Source organism: Enterococcus ratti, assembly GCF_001886195.1.
Taxonomy (GTDB): Bacteria; Bacillota; Bacilli; order Lactobacillales; family Enterococcaceae; genus Enterococcus_B; species Enterococcus_B ratti.
On sequence record NZ_JXLB01000005.1, the window covers coordinates 113,072 to 135,734 of the forward strand.

Sequence of the window (22,663 nt, forward strand, 5' to 3'; positions counted from 1 at the left end):
TGTTCTCTTTAAATGTTAAAACATTTTTTTCCGTCTAGTTGATTTCTATACTTATACATTTTTTTATGCTAAAATAGCAATTAACGATTGTATGAATCCATACAGAAGGTACGGTTGAAGAATTTTCCGAACAGATAAGCAAAGCGAGGCTTGTCTCTTTGATTAAAATGACTATTTTAATCAAAGCATAGAAAAAAGTAGGTGGCTGGGCCCCTCGTTTTGTGTTGTCTAAAAAATCAACTAGTTAAACTACTGCTACAAGCAGATAAAGGAGACATAAATATGATTTATAAAGTGTATTACCAAGAAACAAAAATTCGTAATCCAAAACGAGAAGAAACAAAGTCGCTTTATATTGAAGCAAACAGTGATGTGCAAGCACGTCAACAAGTAGAAGAAAATACCCCATACAATATTGAATTCATTCAACTTCTAGAAGGCAAACATCTAGAATATGAAAAAGAAAATGCTGAATTCACGCTAGTGGAGTTTTAAAATGAAACTTTCCATCAAAAATAATGAGACGGGCGTCTTTGCGATTGGTGGATTAGGTGAAATCGGGAAAAACACGTATGGGGTACAATTTCAAGATGAAATCATCCTTATTGATGCTGGAATCAAATTTCCAGAAGATGATCTTCTCGGAATTGACTACGTCATTCCTGACTACAACTACATCGTTCAAAATTTACACAAGGTGAAAGCATTAGTGATCACTCACGGACACGAAGACCACATCGGCGGAATTCCTTATCTACTGAAACAAGTCAATATTCCTATTTATGCAGGTCCATTAGCTCTTGCATTAATTACCAATAAGCTAGATGAACACGGGCTGCTTAGAGAAGTCCATTTGCACGAAATTAATGAGGATACCGTAATTCGTTTTAGAAAAACATCCGTAAGCTTTTTTAGAACGACTCATAGTATCCCTGATGCGTTAGGCGTTGTGGTAAAGACACCTTCTGGTAACATCGTTGCAACAGGTGACTTCAAATTTGATTTCACTCCTGTCGGAGAACCTGCTAATTTGCATAAAATGGCTCGCATCGGTGAAGAAGGCGTACTTTGCTTGTTATCAGATAGTACAAATGCGGAGATTCCTACTTTTACCAAGTCAGAAAAAACAATTGGACTTTCCATTCTAAAGATTTTTGAAAAAATCGAAGGACGAATTATTTTTGCCAGTTTTGCTTCTAACATCTTCCGATTGCAACAAGCTGCAGATGCAGCAGTTGCTACAGGAAGAAAAATTGCGGTTTTTGGTCGCAGCATGGAAAATGCAATTGTCAATGGGCAACATTTAGGCTATATTAAAGCACCCGAAGGAACATTTGTTGATGTGCATGAAATCAACCAGCTGCCTGCCAATGAAACAATGATCTTATGTACCGGTTCTCAAGGAGAACCCATGGCGGCTCTAAGCCGTATTGCAAATGGTACACATCGGCAAATACAAATTCAACCGGATGATACAGTTATTTTTTCAAGTTCACCTATTCCTGGAAACACAACAAGCGTGAATCATTTAATCAATTTACTATCTGAAGCTGGCGCAAAAGTCATTCATGGTAAGATCAATAATATCCATACATCAGGACATGGTGGACAAGAAGAACAAAAATTAATGCTTCGTTTAATGAAACCAAAATACTTCGTTCCGGTTCATGGAGAATTTAGGATGTTGAAAATCCATTCCTCACTTGCGCAAGACACAGGCGTTCCCCCTGAAAATTGTTTTATTATGGAAAATGGGGATGTCTTAGCTTTAACGAGTGATACAGCACGTCTTGCTGGTCATTTTGTGGCAGGTGATGTCTATATTGATGGTAGCGGAATCGGGGATATCGGTAACATCGTTTTGAGAGACCGCCGTCTATTATCTGAAGAAGGTTTAGTGCTAGCCGTGACTACTGTCGATATCCAAAAAAAAGAAGTTTTAGCTGGTCCAGATATTTTATCACGCGGATTTGTTTATATGCGTGAATCTGGTGAAATGATTAATGAGGCTCAACGTATTCTTTTTTATGCGTTACGAGAAACATTGAATGCTCCGGACTGTTCCGAACATAAATTGAAAGAAGCTATGGTCGGAGCTTTACAACCTTTCTTATTTGAATGCACAGAAAGACACCCAATGATTCTTCCTATGGTCATGACGCCTGACACAAAAAAAACTATTTAAATATCTCACTTATTACAAAAATCACGGAAAGTGAGAAGCACTAAAAAACAAGACGAATTTTGACTCAATAAATCAAAATCAGTCTTGTTTTTTCTAAATCAATTAAAAACGACCTACTTATTTTTTCACGTAAAAAATCATCATTTCTTTCTTGTATAATACACCTTAAAATATAGTTAGCTAATGAAAAAGCGTTCTTTTTTCTTGCCTGTATTTTTAACTATAAACAAATTATCACTTAGGCTTTTGCAAAATTCTACAGGTGAACTACTCACCATTTAGCTAAATCTAACGGTTCTTAACACTTGAAGTGGAGGCTTCTTTGGAAAAGAGCATACTTGATAGTGTATGTCTTTACTACCAGCCGTTTCTCTTATTGACCAAGCTATTCCCTTAGTTCCTACGGTTCTTGATGATTCCTAGTTAAAATATTTATACAAAAGATCCTTTGTAAAAGGGCTTAGATAGATTAACCGCGCCATTACAAAGGACCATGGTGACATTTAATAGGAATAAGCTAAAGGCATTAATGGATTTAGCCTTACCTAGTTATTAAATAGGTAAACAACACTTAGTTTATTCGTTAAACTTTCTCAACATTCGCAGCTTGTGGACCACGATCTGATTCTTCAACGTCAAAAGTCACTGCTTGACCTTCTTCTAAAGTTTTAAATCCATCTCCTTGGATAGCTGAAAAATGAACAAAAACATCGCTTCCATCTTCACGTGAAATAAAACCAAATCCTTTTTCAGCATTGAACCATTTAACTGTTCCGTTTTCCATTTAATAATACCCTCCTCGTGCCGAAGCACTTAATTGATTGTAACATTGCTCGCATACGATAGAGGTGCAACAGATGTTTCAACTTCTATTCTCAAACAAAATTACAATATAATTGTACACTTGCTTCTTTTTTTTTGCAAGAAAGCTACTTACTTAATTTACTTTTTTCTACTTAACTTCTTCCATTAATCCTTCTTCTCTAAAGCTAAAATATTGCTTGCACCCAATGACCAAATGATCGACTACTTCTATTCCCATCATTTCTCCACACTGCTGTACTCTTTTCGTAAACAAGATATCTTGCTTAGAAGGAATTACATTCCCTGATGGATGATTATGAGCCAAGATAATTCTAGCGGCAGAATAACGCACCGCATAATGAAAAACTTCTCTTGGATGAGCAATTGTCTGATCCAATGAACCGATAAACAAAGTTTTTTTTAATAACACTTGATTTTTAGTATCTAAATAAACACATACCAAATGCTCCTGTTTGCAATCTTTTAATTCTAGAATCAATTGCTTAGCTAATTCATAACTCGCATGAATTGTTGCGTTTATCGCAACGTGTTCTGTTTGGATTCTTTTTCCTAATTCAATTAACGCCTTAATTTCAAGTGCTTTGACACGACCAATCCCTCGTATTTCTTCTAATTCAGTGAGGGTAGCTTGTCTTAAAAGAGCTAATCCCCCAAATGTTTTCAATAAATGTCCCGCAATCTCTAACACATTATGCGGGTGTTGCCCTGTACGCAGTAAGATAGCTAACAACTCTTGATCTGATAATGCTTTCTCCCCGTAAAGCAGCATTCTTTCTCTAGGTAACGAAGTCGCTGGTACAGCATTCAGCAATCTTTTTTCCATAAAAATCCCTCCTTTTCCTTCTCAATATAAGATACGAAAAAAGAGGAAACCGTTTTTAACTTTTTAAAAATTCAGGTACTTCACGTAACGAAGAGAACACCGCTACTGTTTTTTTCTTTAGCTCTTCTGACGGAAGCAGCAAATCTGGAATCATGACTACCGGAAGTTGGGCATTTGTAGCTGCCAATATACCATTTAGCGAATCCTCTAAAACCAACGTCTCTGGCTTTTTGGTTCCTAAATATTGTTGAGCCAATAAAAATATTTCCGGATCTGGCTTGGCGCGTTGTACATTTTCAGCTGAAATAATAGCGTCAAAATATTCCGTCAATTGTTTCTTTTCTAATAATAACTCGATAACATGGCGTTTGTTACTGGATGCTACGACTTTAGGGATTTGTTTTTCTTCTAAAAAATTTAACAATTCCATTACTCCAGACTTTAACTGTACTTCTCCTGAAGAAAAACGTCTAATTGTCTCTTCATAGGATTCTTGGATAAACTTTTGTACATTATCTTTTCCGAAATTTGCAAAAATTTGATGGTAATTTGCCCAAACTTCTTCATCTGAGACACCTAAAAATTTGACATACAATTCTTTATCATAAGGAAATCCCATTCGATCCGCTACCATTTGAGAAGCCTTGTAATACACACTTTCAGTATCGAAAATCAACCCATCCATATCAAAAATAACTGACTTATACTTCATGTTTTCCTCCTAATTGTAATAACAACTGTCGTACTTCAGAAATAAAGTAAAGTGAACCTGTAACTACTAAAACATCTTCATCTGTCATTTTCTCTAATATTTCTGCTAAACCAAATTGCCAAAGTGAAACAACTGAAACTTTCTCACCTATTAAACTCAAGACTGAGCTTAATTCTAACGCTTTGGGATGTTCAAACGTCGTTAAGTAAATGTGAACATTCGGCACTTCTTTTAGCTGTTTAACCATCTGTTTCGTATCTTTTGTTCTTAAAGAAGAAAATAAAATAGTAATCTGATATTCTTTAAACTCTTTTTTTAAATTTTGTACTAGTCTTTTAACAGCATGTGTATTATGAGCACCGTCTAAAACTACAAAAGGCGTCTCACTTAATTTTTCCATTCGCCCTGGCCAATAAGCTTTTTTCAATGCTTTGTTGATCTCTTTTTCTCTAAATGGCAAGGCTTCAAGCGAACAATATATTTGATACAATTCAACTGCCATACCAGCATTTTCTACTTGATGTTGCCCAAGCATTCCCGTAGTAAGAGAGGCTATTTTACCTTTTTCACTACAAAACGTAAAAATTTCTCCCCAATCAGCAGCAGGATGTTGATAGGTTATCTCATAGTTTTCGCCCAAAACATATAAAGGAGCATTTTTGATTCTTGCTTGTTTTTTAATCACTTTTAAAGCTTTTGCCTCTATGTTCCCTGTTACGACTGGTACATTCTTTTTGATAATCCCAGCTTTTTGAGCAGCTATTTCTTCAATCGTATCTCCTAAGATATCTGTATGATCCAAGCCAATGGTTGTAATACCTGTAAGTAAGGGGACTGCAACATTTGTTGAATCAAATAACCCGCCCAATCCAACTTCAATAATTGCCACATCCACTTTTTGGCATAAAAAATAATCAAAAGCCATAGCAGTCAATGTTTCAAATTCTGTAATTCCTGCTATTGCTTCAAACCGATCCAATTGTTTAACAAGAGGACGATATTTTTGAACGAGTTTAATCAAATCTTCGTCAGGAATCCCTTGCCCATTAATTGAAATACGCTCATTAAAAGACTCAATATATGGAGAAGTAAATGTCCCAACCGTTAATCCTGCTTCTTCTAAAAGGCATCGAAGATAAGTAACTGTTGAGCCTTTCCCATTTGTTCCGGCAATATGGATGGTTTTCACCTGTTTTTCAGGATGCCCCACTACCTCTAACAACGCCTCCACTCGATCTAATCCTGGACGTGAACCAAATGGCAAACGGCTATGAATCCAAGAAATCGCTTCTTCAATTTTCATCATCATCTCCTCCATTTCACTTTTATTATAACAAAAAGAAATTAAAATAACAGGGAAACAAACAATATTTTTAAAACAATAATTAAAAGTTTAAAAAAAACTATATTTTATCCTAATTTACTTATGGAATATTTTATTTCTTCTTTAACTTAAGAAATAAAATAAATAAATAAGAGCTAAAAAATAACATTCATTTATTTTTTGCTCTTGTTTATTTTAAATCTATTGAATCGTTCTTAAGCTGCGAATTCTTTCTCTTACCGCTGCTTGTTTATCCAAGTAATCTTTTTCTTTTGTCCGTTGCACTTCAACTACCGCTTCTGGTGCGTTAGAAACAAACCGTTCATTCGCTAACTTTCCTTGTACTCGTTTAACTTCGTCCGTCCATTTTGCTAATTCTTTTTCTAAACGTTTTATTTCTTCTTCAATATTAATCAATCCTGCCAACGGTAAGAAAATCTCAACTCCTGTTAAAACCGATGACATTGCTAAATCAGGCACTATAATATCATTTGAAATAGTTAATTCTTCTGGATTGCAAAAACGTTCAATATAATTTGTATTTTCTGATAAAAATTGATTAATTTTAGGATCACTGGTCTTAATTAACAGAGTAATCGGTTTTGATAATGGCGTATTGACCTCAGAACGAATATTACGAACAGATCGAATCAATTTTTTTAATACTTCCATTCCTTTGGCAGCTGCTTTATCATTAAATTCGGGATGAACGACTGGATAAGCAGCAACAACTAGTGAGTCACCGTGATGTGGAATATGTTGCCATATTTCTTCAGTAACAAACGGCATAATTGGATGCAATAAACGTAAAATTTGATCCAATGTATACACCAAAATACTTTTCGTTGTTTGTTTTGAAGTAGCATCATCTCCGTATAATATCTCTTTACTCATTTCAATATACCAATCACAAAAATCATCCCATATAAAATTATATAGTTGTCGACCCGCTTCACCAAATTCAAAATGATCAAATAAATCAGTGACTTTAGCAATTGTTTCGTTAAGACGAGTTAAAATCCAACGGTCTGCTACTGTTTTTTCACCTGAAAAGTCAACGTCTTCAACAGACATTCCTTCAATATTCATCACAACAAATCGCGAAGCGTTCCAAATTTTATTGATGAAATTCCAAGCAGCATCCATTTTCTCATAACTGAAACGAACATCTTGACCGGGAGCCGAACCATTAGATAAGAACCAACGCAAAGCATCTGCTCCATATTTTTCAATTACCTCCATTGGATCAATCCCATTTCCAAGAGATTTACTCATCTTCCGACCTTGTTCATCACGAATCAAACCATGAATCAAGACATTTTCAAACGGACGCTTATCAGTAAATTCTAAGCTTTGAAAAATCATCCGACTAACCCAGAAAAAAATAATATCATAGCCTGTCACTAACGTACTAGTTGGAAAATAGCGTTGATAATCTTCTTTGTTTTTATTCGGCCACCCCATCGTTGAAAAAGGCCATAGCGCAGAGCTAAACCAAGTATCCAATACATCAGGATCTTGTACCCACTCTTCGCTATTTTCTGGTGCTTGCATTCCTACATACATTTCACCAGTCTCTTTATGATACCAAGCTGGAATCTGATGTCCCCACCATAGTTGACGCGAAATCACCCAATCATGAACGTTTTCCATCCAACGTAGAAAAGTTTGATTAAAACGCGGAGGGAAAAATTCAATCGCTTGATCAGTCTCTTGATTTTTTATGGCTTTCTCAGCTAAAGGAGCCATTTTAACAAACCATTGAGTTGATAAACGTGGCTCAACAACTACGCCAGTACGTTCTGAATGTCCCACACTATGAACCATTTTTTCAATTTTTATTAATTGACCAATCTCTTTCAAATCAGCGACAATCGCTTTACGTGCTTCAAAACGGTCCATTCCAACATAACGACCAGCCAACTCATTCATTGTTCCATCTTCATTCATCACATTTACACGTGGCAAACGATGACGATTTCCGACTTCAAAGTCATTTGGATCATGAGCGGGAGTAATTTTAACTACACCAGTACCAAATTCCATATCCACATATTCATCAGCAACAATCGGAATTTCTTTATTAACTAAAGGCAAAATAACTTTTTTACCAATTAATTCTTGATACCGCTCATCTTTGGGATGAACAGCAATTGCTGTATCACCTAACATCGTTTCCGGACGAGTAGTAGCAATTTCAACCACTCCAGAGCCATCTGCAAGCTCATAGCTCATATGATAAAATGCACCTTCAATGTCTTTATGAATCACTTCAATATCTGATAATGCCGTTCGAGCTTGTGGATCCCAATTAATGATGTATTCGCCACGATAAATCAAGCCTTTTTTATAAAGTGTAACAAACACTTTGCGAACAGCTTCTGACAAACCATCATCTAACGTGAAACGCTCACGAGTATAATCTAACGATAATCCCAATTTCGCCCATTGTTCACGAATATGGCTCGCATATTCTTCTTTCCATTCCCATACTTGTTCAACAAATTTTTCCCGCCCTAAATCATAACGTGAAATTCCCTGTTGACGAAGTTTTTCTTCAACTTTTGCTTGTGTCGCAATTCCCGCATGATCCATTCCCGGTAACCAAAGGGTGTCAAAACCTTGCATACGTTTTTGACGAACCAGCATGTCTTGCAGCGTTGTATCCCAAGCATGTCCTAAATGAAGTTTTCCTGTAACATTTGGTGGTGGAATAACAATGGAATATGATTTTGCTTTTTTATTACCATTTGGCTTAAACAAATTTTGTTCTAACCATTTCTGATAACGACCAACTTCAACTTCTTGCGGATTATATTTTGTTGATAGATTTTTTTCTTCTGTCATACTGATATATCCTCCTTAAAATAAAAAAAGTCCTAAAATACTTTCGTATTTTAGGACGTATTAATTTACGCGGTACCACCTAATTTGTAGTAGTTTCCTACTACCTCTTTGTGTGAATTAACGGTCACAACTCGTTTATCTCTACTTTCCATGTTGCTTAAAGTTTCAAGATAAAAACTCCCAAGCTACCTTCACTAGTCATCCCTAAGAACATCCCACCTTCTCGTTCTCTCTCTAAAAGTCAATAACTAGTTACTCCTCTTGTTCAACGTTATGCTTCATTCTACAATGGTTCGCTATTAAAGTCAATAAAAGACAGCACGACTAACCGGCAATTTCCTTAGCCTCATTGTTATGTATCCTTGAACTTTTTTCTATTTATTTAAAGAGTAAAAAATATTTTTTACAGGCAACTATTTCTGTTAACGCTTTTTATTTAATAAATTTCTTTGTGTTAATTTTTTTACCGTCTCCTATAAAAAAGAAATTTAACCTAAGAATTAATTGATACGTAATTCATCCACCGAAAAAGTTTTAGAGGCAATCAATCGTTCACCAGTTCTTGCTTTACTGGTTGAATTACTTACTTCATAAACATTCATCTGCATTTCTAATCCTTTTTCAATTTCATAATTTGCACTTCCAAATTTTCTAAACGCCTTATTCTCTTTAATTGTCCATTTAGTTTGTTCTGCATAGTCAAAACCTTTATTTTCAAAAGGAGAACCACCAAAACTATTATGATATTCGATTGCTTCGTTCAGACTGCACCCAATTCTTACACCATTCTTTATTTTAAAAGGAACTACTGCATCCAAAAGAAAATCTAAACTTGCTGTACCTTGTGCTTTTCCATTAACCGCCGTCCATTCCACTCTAATAGTTTGACCAGGCTCAACTGTTACCTTTTTAGAAGGAATACTCCAAACTTCAGGAACAAAATTGTTTGCTGCTCCTTTGTCAGAATAGTCATAGATGGCGTTAACAGAAACTTTTTTGCCTTTTTCGAAAGGAACCTCCATTTTGGAAACCGTCGATGTTGAAATTCCCTCAGATTCTGTAGTTGTAGTAGTGACACGAGTGCTTGATGTGAAATTAAACTGTGGAGTTTCCCATTCTTGTGCTGTTCCTAAACTATTTGTAAACGTCACGTTTTTAACAAGAGACTTATTAGGGGCTAAAATCTCCATGTCATCATTTAAATGAACCACTGCTAAAGCCGACGTTGCCCATGGCGTGTAGTCTTTTAGTCCAAAATATTCATCAAGTGAGCTATTTCCTTTGATAAATTTGAGATAGCTAATTCGAAAAGAGAGATTTTCTATTTTTTCGTCTAAAAAATTTCCTATAACTGGGAAACTACGTAAACTGTAATTTTCTTGTAAGACTTTTCTCGTCTCACTAGAAAAAGCAGGAACTTCTTTTTCCGTATTTGCTTTTACACCAGTAGTAAAAAAGAGTGAACTTGCAATTATCGATAAACCTAGCCATTGTATTTTTTTCATTCTGCAACACCTTCCTTAAAAATTAATTATTATTTATCATCAAAAATTACAAATATACTAATATATTATTTAAAATAACTATTTATAAATTGGAATAATCAACAATATACTTAAAATTAACATATATAATTATAAAAAACAATAAAATAAAACGAAAAAATTATATATATAAAATTAAAAAATAACTAATTTAAAATATAGAAGGTTATTTAAATAACTAATCTCCTTTAAGAAAAAATTCCCTCAGTTTAGACGTTCTTCCGCAAAATATGTGAAATTTTTAGAATATTTTTCGTCAAAATAAATAAGCGTTTGCAATTCTGTCGTTAAATCAATATATTGAATAGTGACATGCTTTGGTACAATGACACGATCTGGTGCAAAATTTAAAATAGCAGACACACCCCCACGGACAATCTCATTAATCGCCACTTGAGAATATTTACTTGGTACAGTTGAAATCGCTACCGTAACACGTTCTTTTTTAGCAATTTCTGCAAAACAATCAATCGAATGAATTCTTTGACCATCAATTTCTTGACCAACAATTTTTGGATCATTGTCAAAAACACATACAATATTCAGATTTTCATTTCTTCTAAAATTATTATGCTTTAAAGCTCTTCCTAAATTGCCGTAGCCAACCAAAGCAATTCGCTTTTCTACTTCCGTATTTAAAAACTGATCAAATACCTCTATTAGATAAGGAACCTCATATCCATAACCACTACGACCCAATTCTCCTAAATAAGAGAAATCCCTGCGAATAGTCGCAGAAGGCACTTGAGTCATCTTGCTAAACTTATTCGATTGAATCCTTTTACACCCTGAGTCATTTAGCATTTTTAAATAACGCAAATAAAGCGGCAACCTTTTGGCAGTTGCTTTTGGTAAAGTTTCTTTCTTTCCTCTCATCCTCAACCCTCATTTGTTAATAAATTCACATATCCAGTTTATCATTGTTTTTCTAGAGGAGCAAGAATAGCAAGATCCAAAAAATTGCACCACAAAGAGTCTTTCTTCGTATAAGAACTTGCAATCCACCTCACCATCATTTACTTCTACCTTCTTCTTAAATAAAAAAAGCAATCCTAAAAATTAGATAGGATCGCTAATTTATAATGTATTTTTTATTCAAACAACAATTTTCTATAATCTCTTACAGTAAATCAGCAAACTCTTCCATTTGCCCGCTTTTTGCAACCGCATATACAGTTTCCATTTTTAATCCGGCAAGCGCACGATAAACCAGCTCAGCTATAGGCAAACGCTCTTCATATTGATGAACTTTATCCAAATGAGGACGTGTTTTAGGTTGCGGCGGTGCAAAAATCGTACAACAATCTTCAAACGGTTGAATAGATAACTCAAATGTTTCAATTTCTTCAGCTACTTCAATAATTTCTAATTTATCCATCGTTGCAACCGGTCGAACAATAGGCGTATTAGTCACTTCATTAATCGCTACCATACTCTGTAAAGTTTGAGATGCAACCTGTCCTAAAGATTCACCATTTATAATGACTAAACCATGTCGAATACGTCTAATTTCATCCGTTAACCGCAGCATCATTCGCCGAGTAATCGTCATCCAATAACCTTGTGGAACATTTCGTTTGATTTCTTCTTGAATCTCTGTAAAAGGAACTTCGATAAATTCAATTTTTCCAACATAAGGAACCAATTTCGCTGTTAAATCTTTTGCTTTTTGCAGTGCCTGTTCACTCGTATAAGGCGGACTAGCAAAATGAACCGCTTCAATTTCAACACCGCGTTTCATCGCAAAATAACCAGCAACCGGCGAATCAATTCCGCCAGATAACATTAACATTCCTTTTCCGCTCGTTCCAACTGGCAGTCCCCCCGCTCCTTGAATAGTCTCATAGGACAAATAAGCGGCATCACGGCGAATTTCCACACGCAAAGGAATATCCGGCTTTTTCATTTGTACTTTTATATCAGAAAATACATCAATCACTGCATTTCCCAAGGTTTGATTCAATTCATTACTCGTCAGTTCAAAATCATGATCGCTACGCTTAGCAATAATTTTAAACGTCTCTTTTCCAGTATAAACTTCTTTTATAATTTCTTGAACAGCTTCCTTTAATTTTGAAACATCTTTTTCCATTCGAATACTTGGTGAAAAATTTTGGATACCAAAGATTTTAGCCAGTTTAGGAACAACCAGTTTACTATCTGCTCCATTTAAGAGCAAATGCATCCGATCACGATCTGCATGAATTTTGATTTCTGGAAAATCAATCAACGCTTGGCGGACATTTCGCGCAAGTTGCATAATAAAGCTTTTACGGTTTTTCCCTTTCGTTGACAGTTCCCCATAGCGAACCATAATTTCACTATATTTCACAAAAACACTCCTTGACTATGAATTAATTATTGAAAATTTTTTATATAATTGTTTGAAAACAATCATAAACTGCTCGACTTCCGCCATTGAATTACTTTCATCTAAACTAATACGAACAGCGGAAACCGCCAAATCATTTGGAACATGCATCGCGTACAACGTACTATTTGCCATATGTTTACGAGAAGAACAAGCACTAGTTGTTGAAATAAAAATTTGCTTTTCTTCCAACGCATGAACTAGTACTTCCCCACGAACACCTTTTAACGAAAAACATAAAATATGAGGAGCATACCCTCTTCCTTCAGAAAAAACCGTAACTTTTTTGTAGGTTTTTAAAGCGTGAATCAAGGCATTTTTTAGATTTTCAGTATGGTCCGGTTTTTGGTTCTTTCTATCAAGTGCAAGGCGCAAAGCCTTAGCCATTGCTACAATTGCTGGTACGTTTTCAGTTGCGCTACGTTGATTTTTTTCTTGACCACCGCCATTTAAAAGTGGTGCCAAACGCCGACCTTTTTTCCAATAAATAAATCCTACTCCCCGTGGACCATGAAACTTATGCGCAGAAAACGTCGCAAAATCTACTCGCTCTGTCAACCAATCTGTCAAAGGAACTTTAGCAATTGCTTGCACCGCATCCACGTGGAAATGGATTTTAGGATAGGCTTTTAAATATTCACTGATTTCCAAAATCGGCTGGATAGACCCTACTTCATTATTTACTGCCATTATTGACACTAAAACAGTCTCTTTGCGTATCAATTTCTTCAATTCATCAATCATTACAAAGCCTTGATCATCAACTGGTGCAACACTCACTTCCATTCCCAAAGCTTCAAGTTGTTGTGCCGTTTCACTAACAGCCGGATGCTCGATTCCTGAGATAATCATATGTTTTCCATACTCGCGCTTTTCAAGCATCGTTCCTTTGATCACCCAATTATCGCCTTCCGTTCCGCTAGAAGTAAAATAAATTTCTTCTGGCGTAACTTTAATCAGATCAGCAATTTGTTTTCTTGCTTGTTGCAACAAACGATTTGCTTGATTTCCTAAATCATGCAAACTTGACGGATTCCCAATAATCCGCTGACTTGTCTTTACATAGGCATCTAAACTTTGTGGGAAGATTGGAGTCGTTGCACTATTATCAAAATATATCATAAGAAACCCTTCTTTTTTGAAATTCTTTTCTATTATAACGGTTGTCCCACCCGCTTTCAAGCGAAGGAAATTTTTTTCGTGAATTTCATGAAAACTAGCATTAAAAAACAAAAAGACAACAACTGGTTGAACAACCAGCGTTGTCTTACTTTTTGACTGTTCTTTTGTTAAACAAAATCGGGATTTTTAAAGTAAAAGTCCTCAATTCGTTTAAAAGTTCCGGGTTCAACACGCTCCAATGCGGTACCAATCTCATCTAAAGCTTCTTGATACTGATATTCTTTACTAAATAGATAATAACTTTTATCAATTGATTCTTTGATCTCTTCATGCGTATGTCGGTAACGATTAGCGTACTGTAACATTTGTTCAGTTAAAGCAGCAGCATCAACTAAATCATGTGTTTTCTTATCTAGTAACTCTAAATCTTCTTCACATAAAGTCACCAACCGATTAACATCCTCCATATTAACTCTGATTTTATTTAACACGGTACTTAGCTCCTCAATTCGTTCAGTCGCCACAAAGAAGAATTCTAAATAGGAATTAGGTAACCCCGGTAGGCGCTGTTGTTCAACAAAACGTTTTAAACTGCGCAATTTAAATTCAAACGTCTCAATTTTTTCTTGTGCTTCTTTTTCACCTTTTCTTAACTCACGTAAAGAGTCAGCAATTTCAACTTGCTGGTTTTCGATGTCTTCTAACACTTTAAACACTTGCTTGTAGAACGCACGTACTTCAGAGTATGGAATCATATGTTGATGAATTTGTGGTTTCACTTGTTCATTTTGACGTTCAATTTCTTCCACTTCTGTTTGAAAACCACGAACTCGACCAATTTCATTATGATTTAATGTATAACTTTGAGCCGTATGATCTAATTCAATCAATAATTGACGATTATTTTTCGTTGCATGCTGGATGTATTGTTCAATAGTCAATTGATTTTTTGTCACATAGTTTTGTGCTTCCATCTCATGCTCTAAAATATCATAAAGTGAATCAATCATTTTCGCAATTTCACGGTTTTCAAATTCTACCGTCTCAACTTCTGTTTTCTCAAGATTTGCTAATGAACTTTCAATACGATTATTTATTTTTTCCACGTCATCAACAAGATTATCTTCTGGAAAGACATATTGTTCCTGTATCAATTTTACATAAGTATCATTGATTTCTTCCAGTTGCTCTGGGAAAGTTGTATTCAAATCTTCAAATAATGACGGGATTTTTTTCATTAAAGTTTCGACTTCATACGTATGTTTTTCTGCTTTATCTAGAACTTCACGAGCTTCAACCGGATCGCCTGAAGTATTCAATGCAACAAATTGCGTAAACTCCTTTTCGATCATTTTGATTTGCTTTTGCAATTCAGGAAATGCAGGCCCATATGCTTGCTCTTCTTCTTTGAGCGTACCTTTTAATTCTTCGTAGACATCTAACGCTTGTTGAACCGCTAGTGAATTACGTTCTTCTGTTTCACGTAGTTCTTTTAATCCTTCACGAATTTCAGAAACTTCTTTTTCCATTTGATTCATGGTTTTTTCCGCTTCTACGACCGCTTTTTTTCCTTTTAAAAATCGAAAACTTTCATTAAGATTCTCAACTTCAAAAATTTGACTTTCCAATTCAGCAAACGAAGAAGTAGATATCTCGTTCCATTTTTGACTCCATTCACGAAAGGTATTTTGACTTTGCCCAACCAGATGCATTTTTTTTACATCATCGACTTCTTCAATCACAGGCAAATCGAATAATTTTTCCTTGCGCTTTTCTAAAGCATTCAATCGATCTTGGTTTTTTTTCTTCATTAAGTAGCTAACCAAAAAAACGACCAAAGCGACTATAATGATTGCTATGACGATTCCGATGATAACATTATTTCCCATTTAAGGTACCTCCGCTTTCGATATGCATCTATTTCTTATGCTCAGATAACCATTTAAGGTGTATAAAATGATAAATACGTCTTTCGTGCAAAAGACATCTACCTTAAATTATAACACACTATTTTTAAGCATTCACTAACTTCATCAAAAATCTTTTATTGCTAATAAGAAATGACACATAAAAAACTATTGCTATTTTTCACTTGCATTTAATGATATATTTGCCACTGTTTTTGCTTCTTTAATTTGTCGCTGTATTTCTTTTGCTATTTTTGGCTCCGGAGCATACTTTTGCTCCCAATTAGCAGGTTTCAACACCTTTTTCGTTATCGGATGGTAGTGAGGCTTACCATCTGGAAATAACTTACTCATGTTAGCCTGATGAACAATATCAAATATCTGTGTAGGATCAACTCCCAATAATGAAAAAGAACCATAAGTAAAGTATAAGATATCCGTTAAAGCATCCACTTGTTCAACTAATGGCGCCTCTCCCCATTGTTTTTTTGTCAACATTTTATGTTCAGCCTTATCTAATGCTTCATGTAACGTCTTGACCCCTTCATGCAATAGTTCTCGATTTCCTTGACAAGCAGCTGCCACCAGTTCTATCAGTTCTTCGAGTTTAAACGCAGCTCGATCAATAGCCTCTTGTTTTGTAAAAGCAGTTGGCTCGTTGGGCAATCTTGGATCAAATAATTGGTGAAATTCAGTTACTTTTTGAAAAGATGTTTTTTCAGTCATATGTTTCCTCTACTTTCCTATCATTTTCTTCTACTCTTTCCTCAAAAGGATTCAATAAATCAACCCAAAATGTTTTAATCCTTCATAAATCCCATTTTTTTCATTGGTACTAGTAACAAAATCAGCTGCCAGCTTTACTTTACTTTGAGCATTTCCCATCGCCACTCCGATCCCCACCCCTTTTAGCATCTCAATATCATTATAATGGTCTCCAAATGCCATAATTTCAGACATTTCAAGCCCCATCTTTTGAGCAAAATCTGTAATTCCTAAAAGCTTCGATCCGCCTTTTGGAATGATATCTACGGTATACGCATTGGAACGCTGAAAGGAACACTCTGGAAAAATTTTCTCTAATTTCTCTTGCTCTGACTCTTGGCTCAATAAAATGCATTGATAAATCGGTTCATTAAGAATAGCTAACGCTTCGTATCGCTTCTTCTGACGATGGGGGCTAAAAATCTGCAACCCCTTTTTCAATAACCTTACTGGAAATTTTTTTGGAAAAAAACTGACCAATCGTTTGATAAAAATCGATTGCCCTAGCATCATTGTCGTGGAACCTGCCAATTGATCTTTTCCACCAAAAACGATTTGTCGATGATTTTCATCAGCAAATTTTACGATTTTTGTCAAAACAATTGGATCAAACGGCCGATCTACAATTGTACGTTCAGCCACCCTCACTAATTGACCATTATAAACAACATGCATATCTAACTCCAATTCATCAGTCACTTCTTTGATTCTCACTGGGCTGCGTCCAGTTGCTACGCCACATAATATGCCATTTTTTCTAGCACAACTAATCGCATACTTGGTTGAATCAAGTGCTTTTGATTGATTATTTACTAAAGTTCCATCAATATCAAAAAAAATCGCTTTGATCATCCAATGCTCCATTCTAGAATAACTCCATTTGTTGGGGATTTAATCCTTTTGGCGTTATTCCCATTATTTTTTGCAGAGCTATCGCATTCTCCGCAGCATCTCCACCAGAATTATTATTAAAAATAATCCCTATTTCTTTTGTTTTTGCTTCGACAGATTTGATAGCAGCAGCTAATGTAGTGAGTTCATTTTCAGAGTAACGGTAAAGCGTCCTTTTTTTACGCCAATCCTTATCATTTGCTTGCCATCCCTGAACATTTCTTCCATGAAATCTGAAAAGAGTAAACTGTGAATTGGTGATAAACGGATCAAACGGAATCGTTGCATTCAATAATTGTGGTTCATCAATAATTGCTAATGAGAAGGTCGCTTGCATCATAAATTTTCTTGTGCCTTCAATAAAATCCGTATTGTACCATGAAGAATCACGTAACTCGATAGCTACGGGATAACCCACAAACCATTTTCGAAGCTTTCGCAAGTATTGAACACTTGCTTTTGTACATTTAAACGAAGAAGGAAACTGCACCAAAAAACAAAAAAGTTTTTCTGCATCATTCATCGGTTTCATTACTTCTAAAAATTTTTTGATCATTTCTTCTTCTGTTTGATAATAAGTGTGCCAGTCCCCCTGTCCACTGATTCCTTGATACGCTTTTACAACAAAGCGAAAATTTTCTGGCACCTCTTGAACCCATTTTTCAACTGAAGTTTTACGTGGAATCCCATAGTAAGCAGTATCTAATTCAACTAGAGACAAGTATCTAGCATATTCATAAAGGGTATTATTCTTTTTTCCTATCAGTTTATCATGTTCCTTAAAAGATGTTAATCCGATCCTGATCATTTTAAGCCACCACCTTGCTTTTCAAACTAAATCCTATTTCCTTAAACTCTTGCTCTTCAGATAGCAAAACTCTTTCATATAGTATACAATAAGCTTTAAAGTCTATGCAAAATTATTCATAAAGGAGTCTGTGAAAAATGAAAAAAATTCTTATTTTGCACACTGGTGGAACCATTGCTATGAAAGAAAACTTTCTAACTGGTGATGTTAGTCCAGATGTAACTAATCCTTTATTAGATGCTGAAATTACTGTTCCAGAAAATGTTGATTTAGTAATAGAAGATATTTTTAATCTCCCTTCTCCACATATTCTACCTAAACATATGTTAACCTTAAAAAATCGCATTTTAGAAGCTTCTGATTCAGGGGTAGCTGGAATTGTCATCACGCACGGAACAGATACATTAGAAGAAACAGCTTTTTTCTTAGACACGACCATTGGGAACAAATTACCAATTGTTTTAACGGGCGCCATGCGTTCAAGTAATGAACTTGGTAGTGATGGCCTCTATAATTTTGAGAGTGCCATTCGAGTTGCTAGCTGTGAAGAAGCCATCGACAAAGGTGTATTAGTGGTGATGAATGATGAAATTCATTCTGCTCGCTATGTTACCAAAACTCATACCACCAATGTTGCCACTTTTCGCACGCCGACACTAGGTCCTATCGGCTTAGTCACCAAACATCGTATTTTATTTATGCAAGAGTTGCTAGCATCCAAACATCTAGATATCACTTCTGTTAACGGAACCATTCCAATTGTTAAGGCTTATGCTGGTATGCAAGGCGACTTATTAGAAGCCATTGCTCAGGCAAAAGTTGATGGCTTAGTTATTGAAGCACTAGGCGCAGGTAACCTACCACCTCAAGCCGTAGCAGCTTTAAAAAAACTATTAGCACAAAAGATTCCAATTGTATTAGTTTCTCGTTGTTTTAATGGCATAGCAGAACCTGTTTATGATTATGAAGGTGGAGGAAAAATATTAGCCGATATGGGAATTATTTTTTGCAATAGTATCAATAGCCAAAAAGCCCGAATCAAACTATTGATTGCGTTAAACCATGGATTATGCGACCAAGAACTGATTTCTTTTATGACTCAATAAGTTAAGACTCTGAAGCATCCCAATATAAGCCGCTTCAGAGTCTTCGTTTTATTTATTTTTCCATATGATGTTTGCTTCACAATAAACTTGATCTTGCATTCTTATTTCATGTCTCGTTTTCATGCAATCAATCATAGCAACTTGTTCGTAGTGGCTTTCAATTTCATTACCATATTCTACTTCCTTATCAAATCGAATCAATACTTTCTCTGGAACATATTTTGTCAAAAAATCATAGCCCAATACATCAATGATCCAATTAAAATACATCGCATTATTTACATGCTGATTGCTATCAATATCATAAAAACGTACACGATAAGGTAGCATCGTTCCTGATTCTATTTTCTCAATTTTTTCTTGTCGCTTTATTTTCTTGATTTTTTTACTTTCAAATGGGGCAATAATTTCTTCATTCACGCTACTCATTTTTCGGTTTACAAAATCCATTAATACAAACACCGATTCTATTTTTACTAGTTCTTTGCCTTGTTCATTATGAATCCAAAAATTCCGATAGCAAAAGAATTTATTATATTCCATTGCTTGTGTGGTGATCAAAATAGTTTCCCCAACTTTTGGTAATCGAGTCACCGTCATTGAATAATTGGTAATCACCCAAGTAAGTCCAAACCTATTAACAAACTCACTTCCTCGCCCAAGTGCATCACTTTGATCTTCTGATATTTTTATCATCACACCCAACATAGACGGAAACGTCATTGTTTGATTAATATCGCATTCGTAATATGAAACTTCATGTTTTTTTGTATATTTCTTTGCCAAAAAAACACCCTCCTCTTATCTTTTAACTAGCAGTTGTTCTACTTGTACACCGTAACTTTCACCAAACATATTAAGACGAGCCAAAAAATAATATAATTGATACACGGGTAGCCGCTTTCCCCAAATTTTTTCTAAAGGATAGATGATTTGATAACTTTCTAAAAACTCTGGGGAAACCATCAAAAAAGCTGACTTATTGCTGTATCTTGCTCACGCTCTTCATAAGATACAGCTAGTCCAACAAAAATCGCTTTGCCTTACTGATCAGAGGAAACATTACCACTTCACAAGTCTCCGTGCAAGAGATAAAATATTAACTTTTTATCAACAAATTTTTCTAATATACATTGTTTAAACGCAATAAATTTCTCTTGGCATGTTTGGTTTCAATAGTTGTTTTTTTGCCCATGTAATTGGCTCTTCAAACAATTCTTAAAGAAAAATCCCCACCAATTCTTTTCAAAATGGTTCACTTGTGGTAATACACCTAAATAATAATTATTCTTTCGATAGTCAAACTTCGACGCAGTTACTTTGTTATAGTCTTGCTAAAGAATTAGCCAATTCTTTGGTCTGTTCTTGTCTGGATTCAATCCATTCCACCAATAAATAAGCTTCTCCAGACACTAACTCCTTTAATTCATTTATTTCTGCCTCAAAAAATTTTTTGTCCATATTAAGAAATAAGTTTGTCCCAGCTTTTGAATCCGATACATTTGATTAACATCCCACCAATAATAGGAATCACTTTTCCCTCCAAATGGATCTTGGCTAACGCAGATTGAATGTTCATCTTTATTCCTCCTTACACACGCTGTCGACCTATCATTGATTAGCTATAATTATAACATAGACAATTAAAAAATTAGGAAATGAGCTTATTGATACTCCTAATTTATGCGCAAAAAAAAGAGCCATGAAATATTTTTAAGTTAGTAAACAAGCCAACTTATAAGTTCTTCAAGCTCTTTTATTTTTTAGCAAGATATTGCTCTTGGTTCTTTTTTTGTTGATTATTCACATCTTTTTTAAGCTAATGCCCCCATTGGATCCCATGGCGCTAAAACAATTGGTTCTTCATTAAACGCCTGTAATTGTTCTGGCGTTAATAACTCTTTGCGAACAACAATTTGATACGTATATTCATTCATCCACTCATCACTCATTACAAAAAAGCCTTTATTCCCCACTTTTTCTCCCCAACTATTTTCAACTTTCCATTTTGTTGATTTTCCATCAATTAGATCCACACCTGTAAGCACCATTGCATGAGTCATTAGACTTTCCCCATAATCTAGTCGTTGAGCTTTTGTCATAGTAAAATCTTTGTCAAATAAGTCATTTATATTATAAACATCCAATGCCATAATTCCACTATCTCTTGTTGAAGATTGTCCTACATCACAACCAAACCAAACAGATTCTCCTTGTTCCAACTGAGCAATAGCTAATTTTTTAAATGCTTCCATTTCTACATTTAAATAGCGTACTTCTTTGCCGCCAACAACATTTCCTAACATTTCAACCGTATAAGAACGATTAAACGGTTTATCCTTTGTTGGTGCATTGATAATACTAACATAGTCATCTAAATTTACGCCAATGTACTTATCATAAAATGACTGAGGTGTTAAATTCTGATCAATATGATAAGCACTTTCTTCATCCCGATATTCAAAGTCAAATTTTTTAGGAGGCGTCCCCAATGAGATTGCCAAAAAGTTATAAACACCATCTAACATTTCTTCTTTCTTACTTTGAATTACTTCTGGTGTCTCATTAGCAGAAACCATTCTACGTAAAATAACCGCATCTTTACGTAACAATTTATTTAAGTAATTATTTAAATCACGGGAATTTGAACTATTGGTACTTTCAGGCATCACAGATTTAGGAACGACTCCATATTTTTGGAACAAAGAAACAATCATGTCCCATTGGCCGCCATCTTGTTGAGGTGTTGCAAGTAAAAATGCTACTTTACGACTATCTAGAGCATCCTTTCCAGTTGCGATGACATTTTCATAAAAATAATTCGCTTTTTCATATTTATCCCAGAAAAAAGTATAATTTTGAGATAGTTCAAATTCTTTCAATTGAAATTGATGCAACAACTTATGACGAAATGTATTCAATGCTGCAAACATCCAGCAACGCCCTGATTGTTTTTGATTAGCCACTTTTCCAGTAGAAAGATCAAGCGAAAACACGGGAACATTGGAAATATGAGCAGCCATGTTTTCTGCCGAAGCGTTAATACCATTCTTCACTACCGCTCTTTGTAAAGCTTGTTGTTTATTGTTTGCTTGAAACCGTTTTTCAAATTTTTTTGTCATTTCAGGAGTTATAGCTTTCATCCAACCATCCTTTCAAAAACCAAATTATACTGTATATTGTACTCTTAAAAAATTGAAAATACAATCTGTCCCATGTTGGATTCATTCTAACAAGCATATACAAACTTCTTTAAGAATCAAGCGACATAGCAGGTGTTTTTTTCGCTTACTTTGCGAGCACAACTAGGTCTAAAGACATAATAAAAACAGAATACTAAAAATTAGTACTCTGTCTACACTTTCGGAGATTTAAACAACTACATCTCCTTTTCTTTAACTTAAAAAACTACTCCGGCAGTAGGACTCGAACC

Annotated in this window: 18 protein-coding genes, 1 pseudogene and 1 other annotated feature; of the genes and pseudogenes, 3 read left to right on the forward strand and 16 right to left on the reverse strand. The window is 35.0% G+C overall.

The window, feature by feature from the left end; all coding sequences use genetic code 11:
* Positions 1-282: 282 nt before the first annotated feature.
* Positions 283-495 (forward strand): DNA-directed RNA polymerase subunit epsilon, encoded by a 213-nt coding sequence (locus tag RV14_RS03645; protein WP_071854951.1) that lies wholly within the window; start codon positions 283-285, stop codon positions 493-495.
* A gap of 1 nt (position 496) precedes the next feature.
* The gene (rnjA, locus tag RV14_RS03650) at positions 497-2,185 is read left to right on the forward strand and encodes a ribonuclease J1 (protein ID WP_071854952.1); all 1,689 of its coding nucleotides are present in this window, start codon (positions 497-499) and stop codon (positions 2,183-2,185) included.
* Between the two features lie 583 nt (positions 2,186-2,768).
* Here rnjA and RV14_RS03660 read toward each other — a convergent pair.
* The 13 genes from RV14_RS03660 to RV14_RS03720 all read right to left on the reverse strand — a co-directional run bounded on the left by RV14_RS03660 (position 2,769) and on the right by RV14_RS03720 (position 18,124).
* Positions 2,769-2,969, reverse strand: a complete 201-nt coding sequence (locus RV14_RS03660) for a cold-shock protein (protein WP_071854953.1) — start codon at positions 2,967-2,969, stop codon at positions 2,769-2,771.
* A 168-nt stretch (positions 2,970-3,137) separates the two neighbouring features.
* Entirely contained in the window at positions 3,138-3,833 is a 696-nt protein-coding gene (gene radC, locus RV14_RS03665) for a RadC family protein (RefSeq protein ID WP_071854954.1), read from the reverse strand.
* A 55-nt stretch (positions 3,834-3,888) separates the two neighbouring features.
* The gene (locus RV14_RS03670; protein WP_071854955.1) at positions 3,889-4,545 is read right to left on the reverse strand and encodes an HAD family hydrolase; all 657 of its coding nucleotides are present in this window, start codon (positions 4,543-4,545) and stop codon (positions 3,889-3,891) included.
* On the reverse strand, positions 4,535-5,848 hold the full coding sequence (locus RV14_RS03675) for a bifunctional folylpolyglutamate synthase/dihydrofolate synthase (protein ID WP_071854956.1): 1,314 nt from the start codon (positions 5,846-5,848) through the stop codon (positions 4,535-4,537). Before RV14_RS03675 ends, RV14_RS03670 begins: the two co-directional genes overlap by 11 nt.
* Before the next feature lie 222 nt (positions 5,849-6,070).
* Entirely contained in the window at positions 6,071-8,716 is a 2,646-nt protein-coding gene (locus RV14_RS03680; protein ID WP_071854957.1) for a valine--tRNA ligase, read from the reverse strand.
* 48 nt (positions 8,717-8,764) lie between these two features.
* Positions 8,765-8,994 (reverse strand) — a binding site (T-box leader).
* Between the two features lie 222 nt (positions 8,995-9,216).
* The gene (locus tag RV14_RS03685) at positions 9,217-10,221 is read right to left on the reverse strand and encodes an ETX/MTX2 family pore-forming toxin (protein WP_071854958.1); all 1,005 of its coding nucleotides are present in this window, start codon (positions 10,219-10,221) and stop codon (positions 9,217-9,219) included.
* A gap of 243 nt (positions 10,222-10,464) precedes the next feature.
* Positions 10,465-11,136, reverse strand: coding sequence for a redox-sensing transcriptional repressor Rex (locus tag RV14_RS03690; protein WP_071854959.1), 672 nt, complete (start codon positions 11,134-11,136; stop codon positions 10,465-10,467).
* A 244-nt stretch (positions 11,137-11,380) separates the two neighbouring features.
* On the reverse strand, positions 11,381-12,592 hold the full coding sequence (gene thiI / locus RV14_RS03695) for a tRNA uracil 4-sulfurtransferase ThiI (RefSeq protein ID WP_071854960.1): 1,212 nt from the start codon (positions 12,590-12,592) through the stop codon (positions 11,381-11,383).
* Between the two features lie 15 nt (positions 12,593-12,607).
* A complete protein-coding gene (locus tag RV14_RS03700) occupies positions 12,608-13,753 on the reverse strand; it encodes a cysteine desulfurase family protein (protein ID WP_071854961.1) in 1,146 nt (381 codons plus the stop codon).
* A gap of 167 nt (positions 13,754-13,920) precedes the next feature.
* Complete coding sequence (locus RV14_RS03705; protein WP_071854962.1) at positions 13,921-15,642, reverse strand: septation ring formation regulator EzrA; 1,722 nt, start codon at positions 15,640-15,642, stop codon at positions 13,921-13,923.
* A gap of 192 nt (positions 15,643-15,834) precedes the next feature.
* Positions 15,835-16,386, reverse strand: coding sequence for a pyrophosphohydrolase domain-containing protein (locus RV14_RS03710; RefSeq protein WP_071854963.1), 552 nt, complete (start codon positions 16,384-16,386; stop codon positions 15,835-15,837).
* Between the two features lie 51 nt (positions 16,387-16,437).
* Positions 16,438-17,277: a Cof-type HAD-IIB family hydrolase gene (locus RV14_RS03715; RefSeq protein ID WP_071854971.1), complete on the reverse strand. Its 840-nt coding sequence runs from the start codon at positions 17,275-17,277 to the stop codon at positions 16,438-16,440.
* 13 nt (positions 17,278-17,290) lie between these two features.
* Complete coding sequence (locus RV14_RS03720) at positions 17,291-18,124, reverse strand: DUF72 domain-containing protein (protein ID WP_071854964.1); 834 nt, start codon at positions 18,122-18,124, stop codon at positions 17,291-17,293.
* Between the two features lie 137 nt (positions 18,125-18,261).
* Between RV14_RS03720 and RV14_RS03725 the strand changes: the two genes are divergently transcribed.
* Entirely contained in the window at positions 18,262-19,230 is a 969-nt protein-coding gene (locus RV14_RS03725) for an asparaginase (protein ID WP_071854965.1), read from the forward strand.
* A 48-nt stretch (positions 19,231-19,278) separates the two neighbouring features.
* On the opposite strand, the gene RV14_RS03730 is transcribed toward RV14_RS03725, so the two are convergent.
* The 3 genes and pseudogenes from RV14_RS03730 to RV14_RS03740 all read right to left on the reverse strand — a co-directional run bounded on the left by RV14_RS03730 (position 19,279) and on the right by RV14_RS03740 (position 22,373).
* Positions 19,279-20,016 carry an acyl-ACP thioesterase domain-containing protein gene (locus RV14_RS03730; RefSeq protein WP_071854966.1) on the reverse strand — a complete coding sequence of 246 codons (738 nt, stop codon included), beginning with the start codon at positions 20,014-20,016 and terminating at the stop codon, positions 19,279-19,281.
* Between the two features lie 15 nt (positions 20,017-20,031).
* A pseudogene (locus RV14_RS12400) lies at positions 20,032-20,809 on the reverse strand (fructosamine kinase family protein).
* A gap of 235 nt (positions 20,810-21,044) precedes the next feature.
* Entirely contained in the window at positions 21,045-22,373 is a 1,329-nt protein-coding gene (locus tag RV14_RS03740; RefSeq protein ID WP_071854967.1) for a C1 family peptidase, read from the reverse strand.
* Positions 22,374-22,663 lie beyond the last annotated feature (290 nt).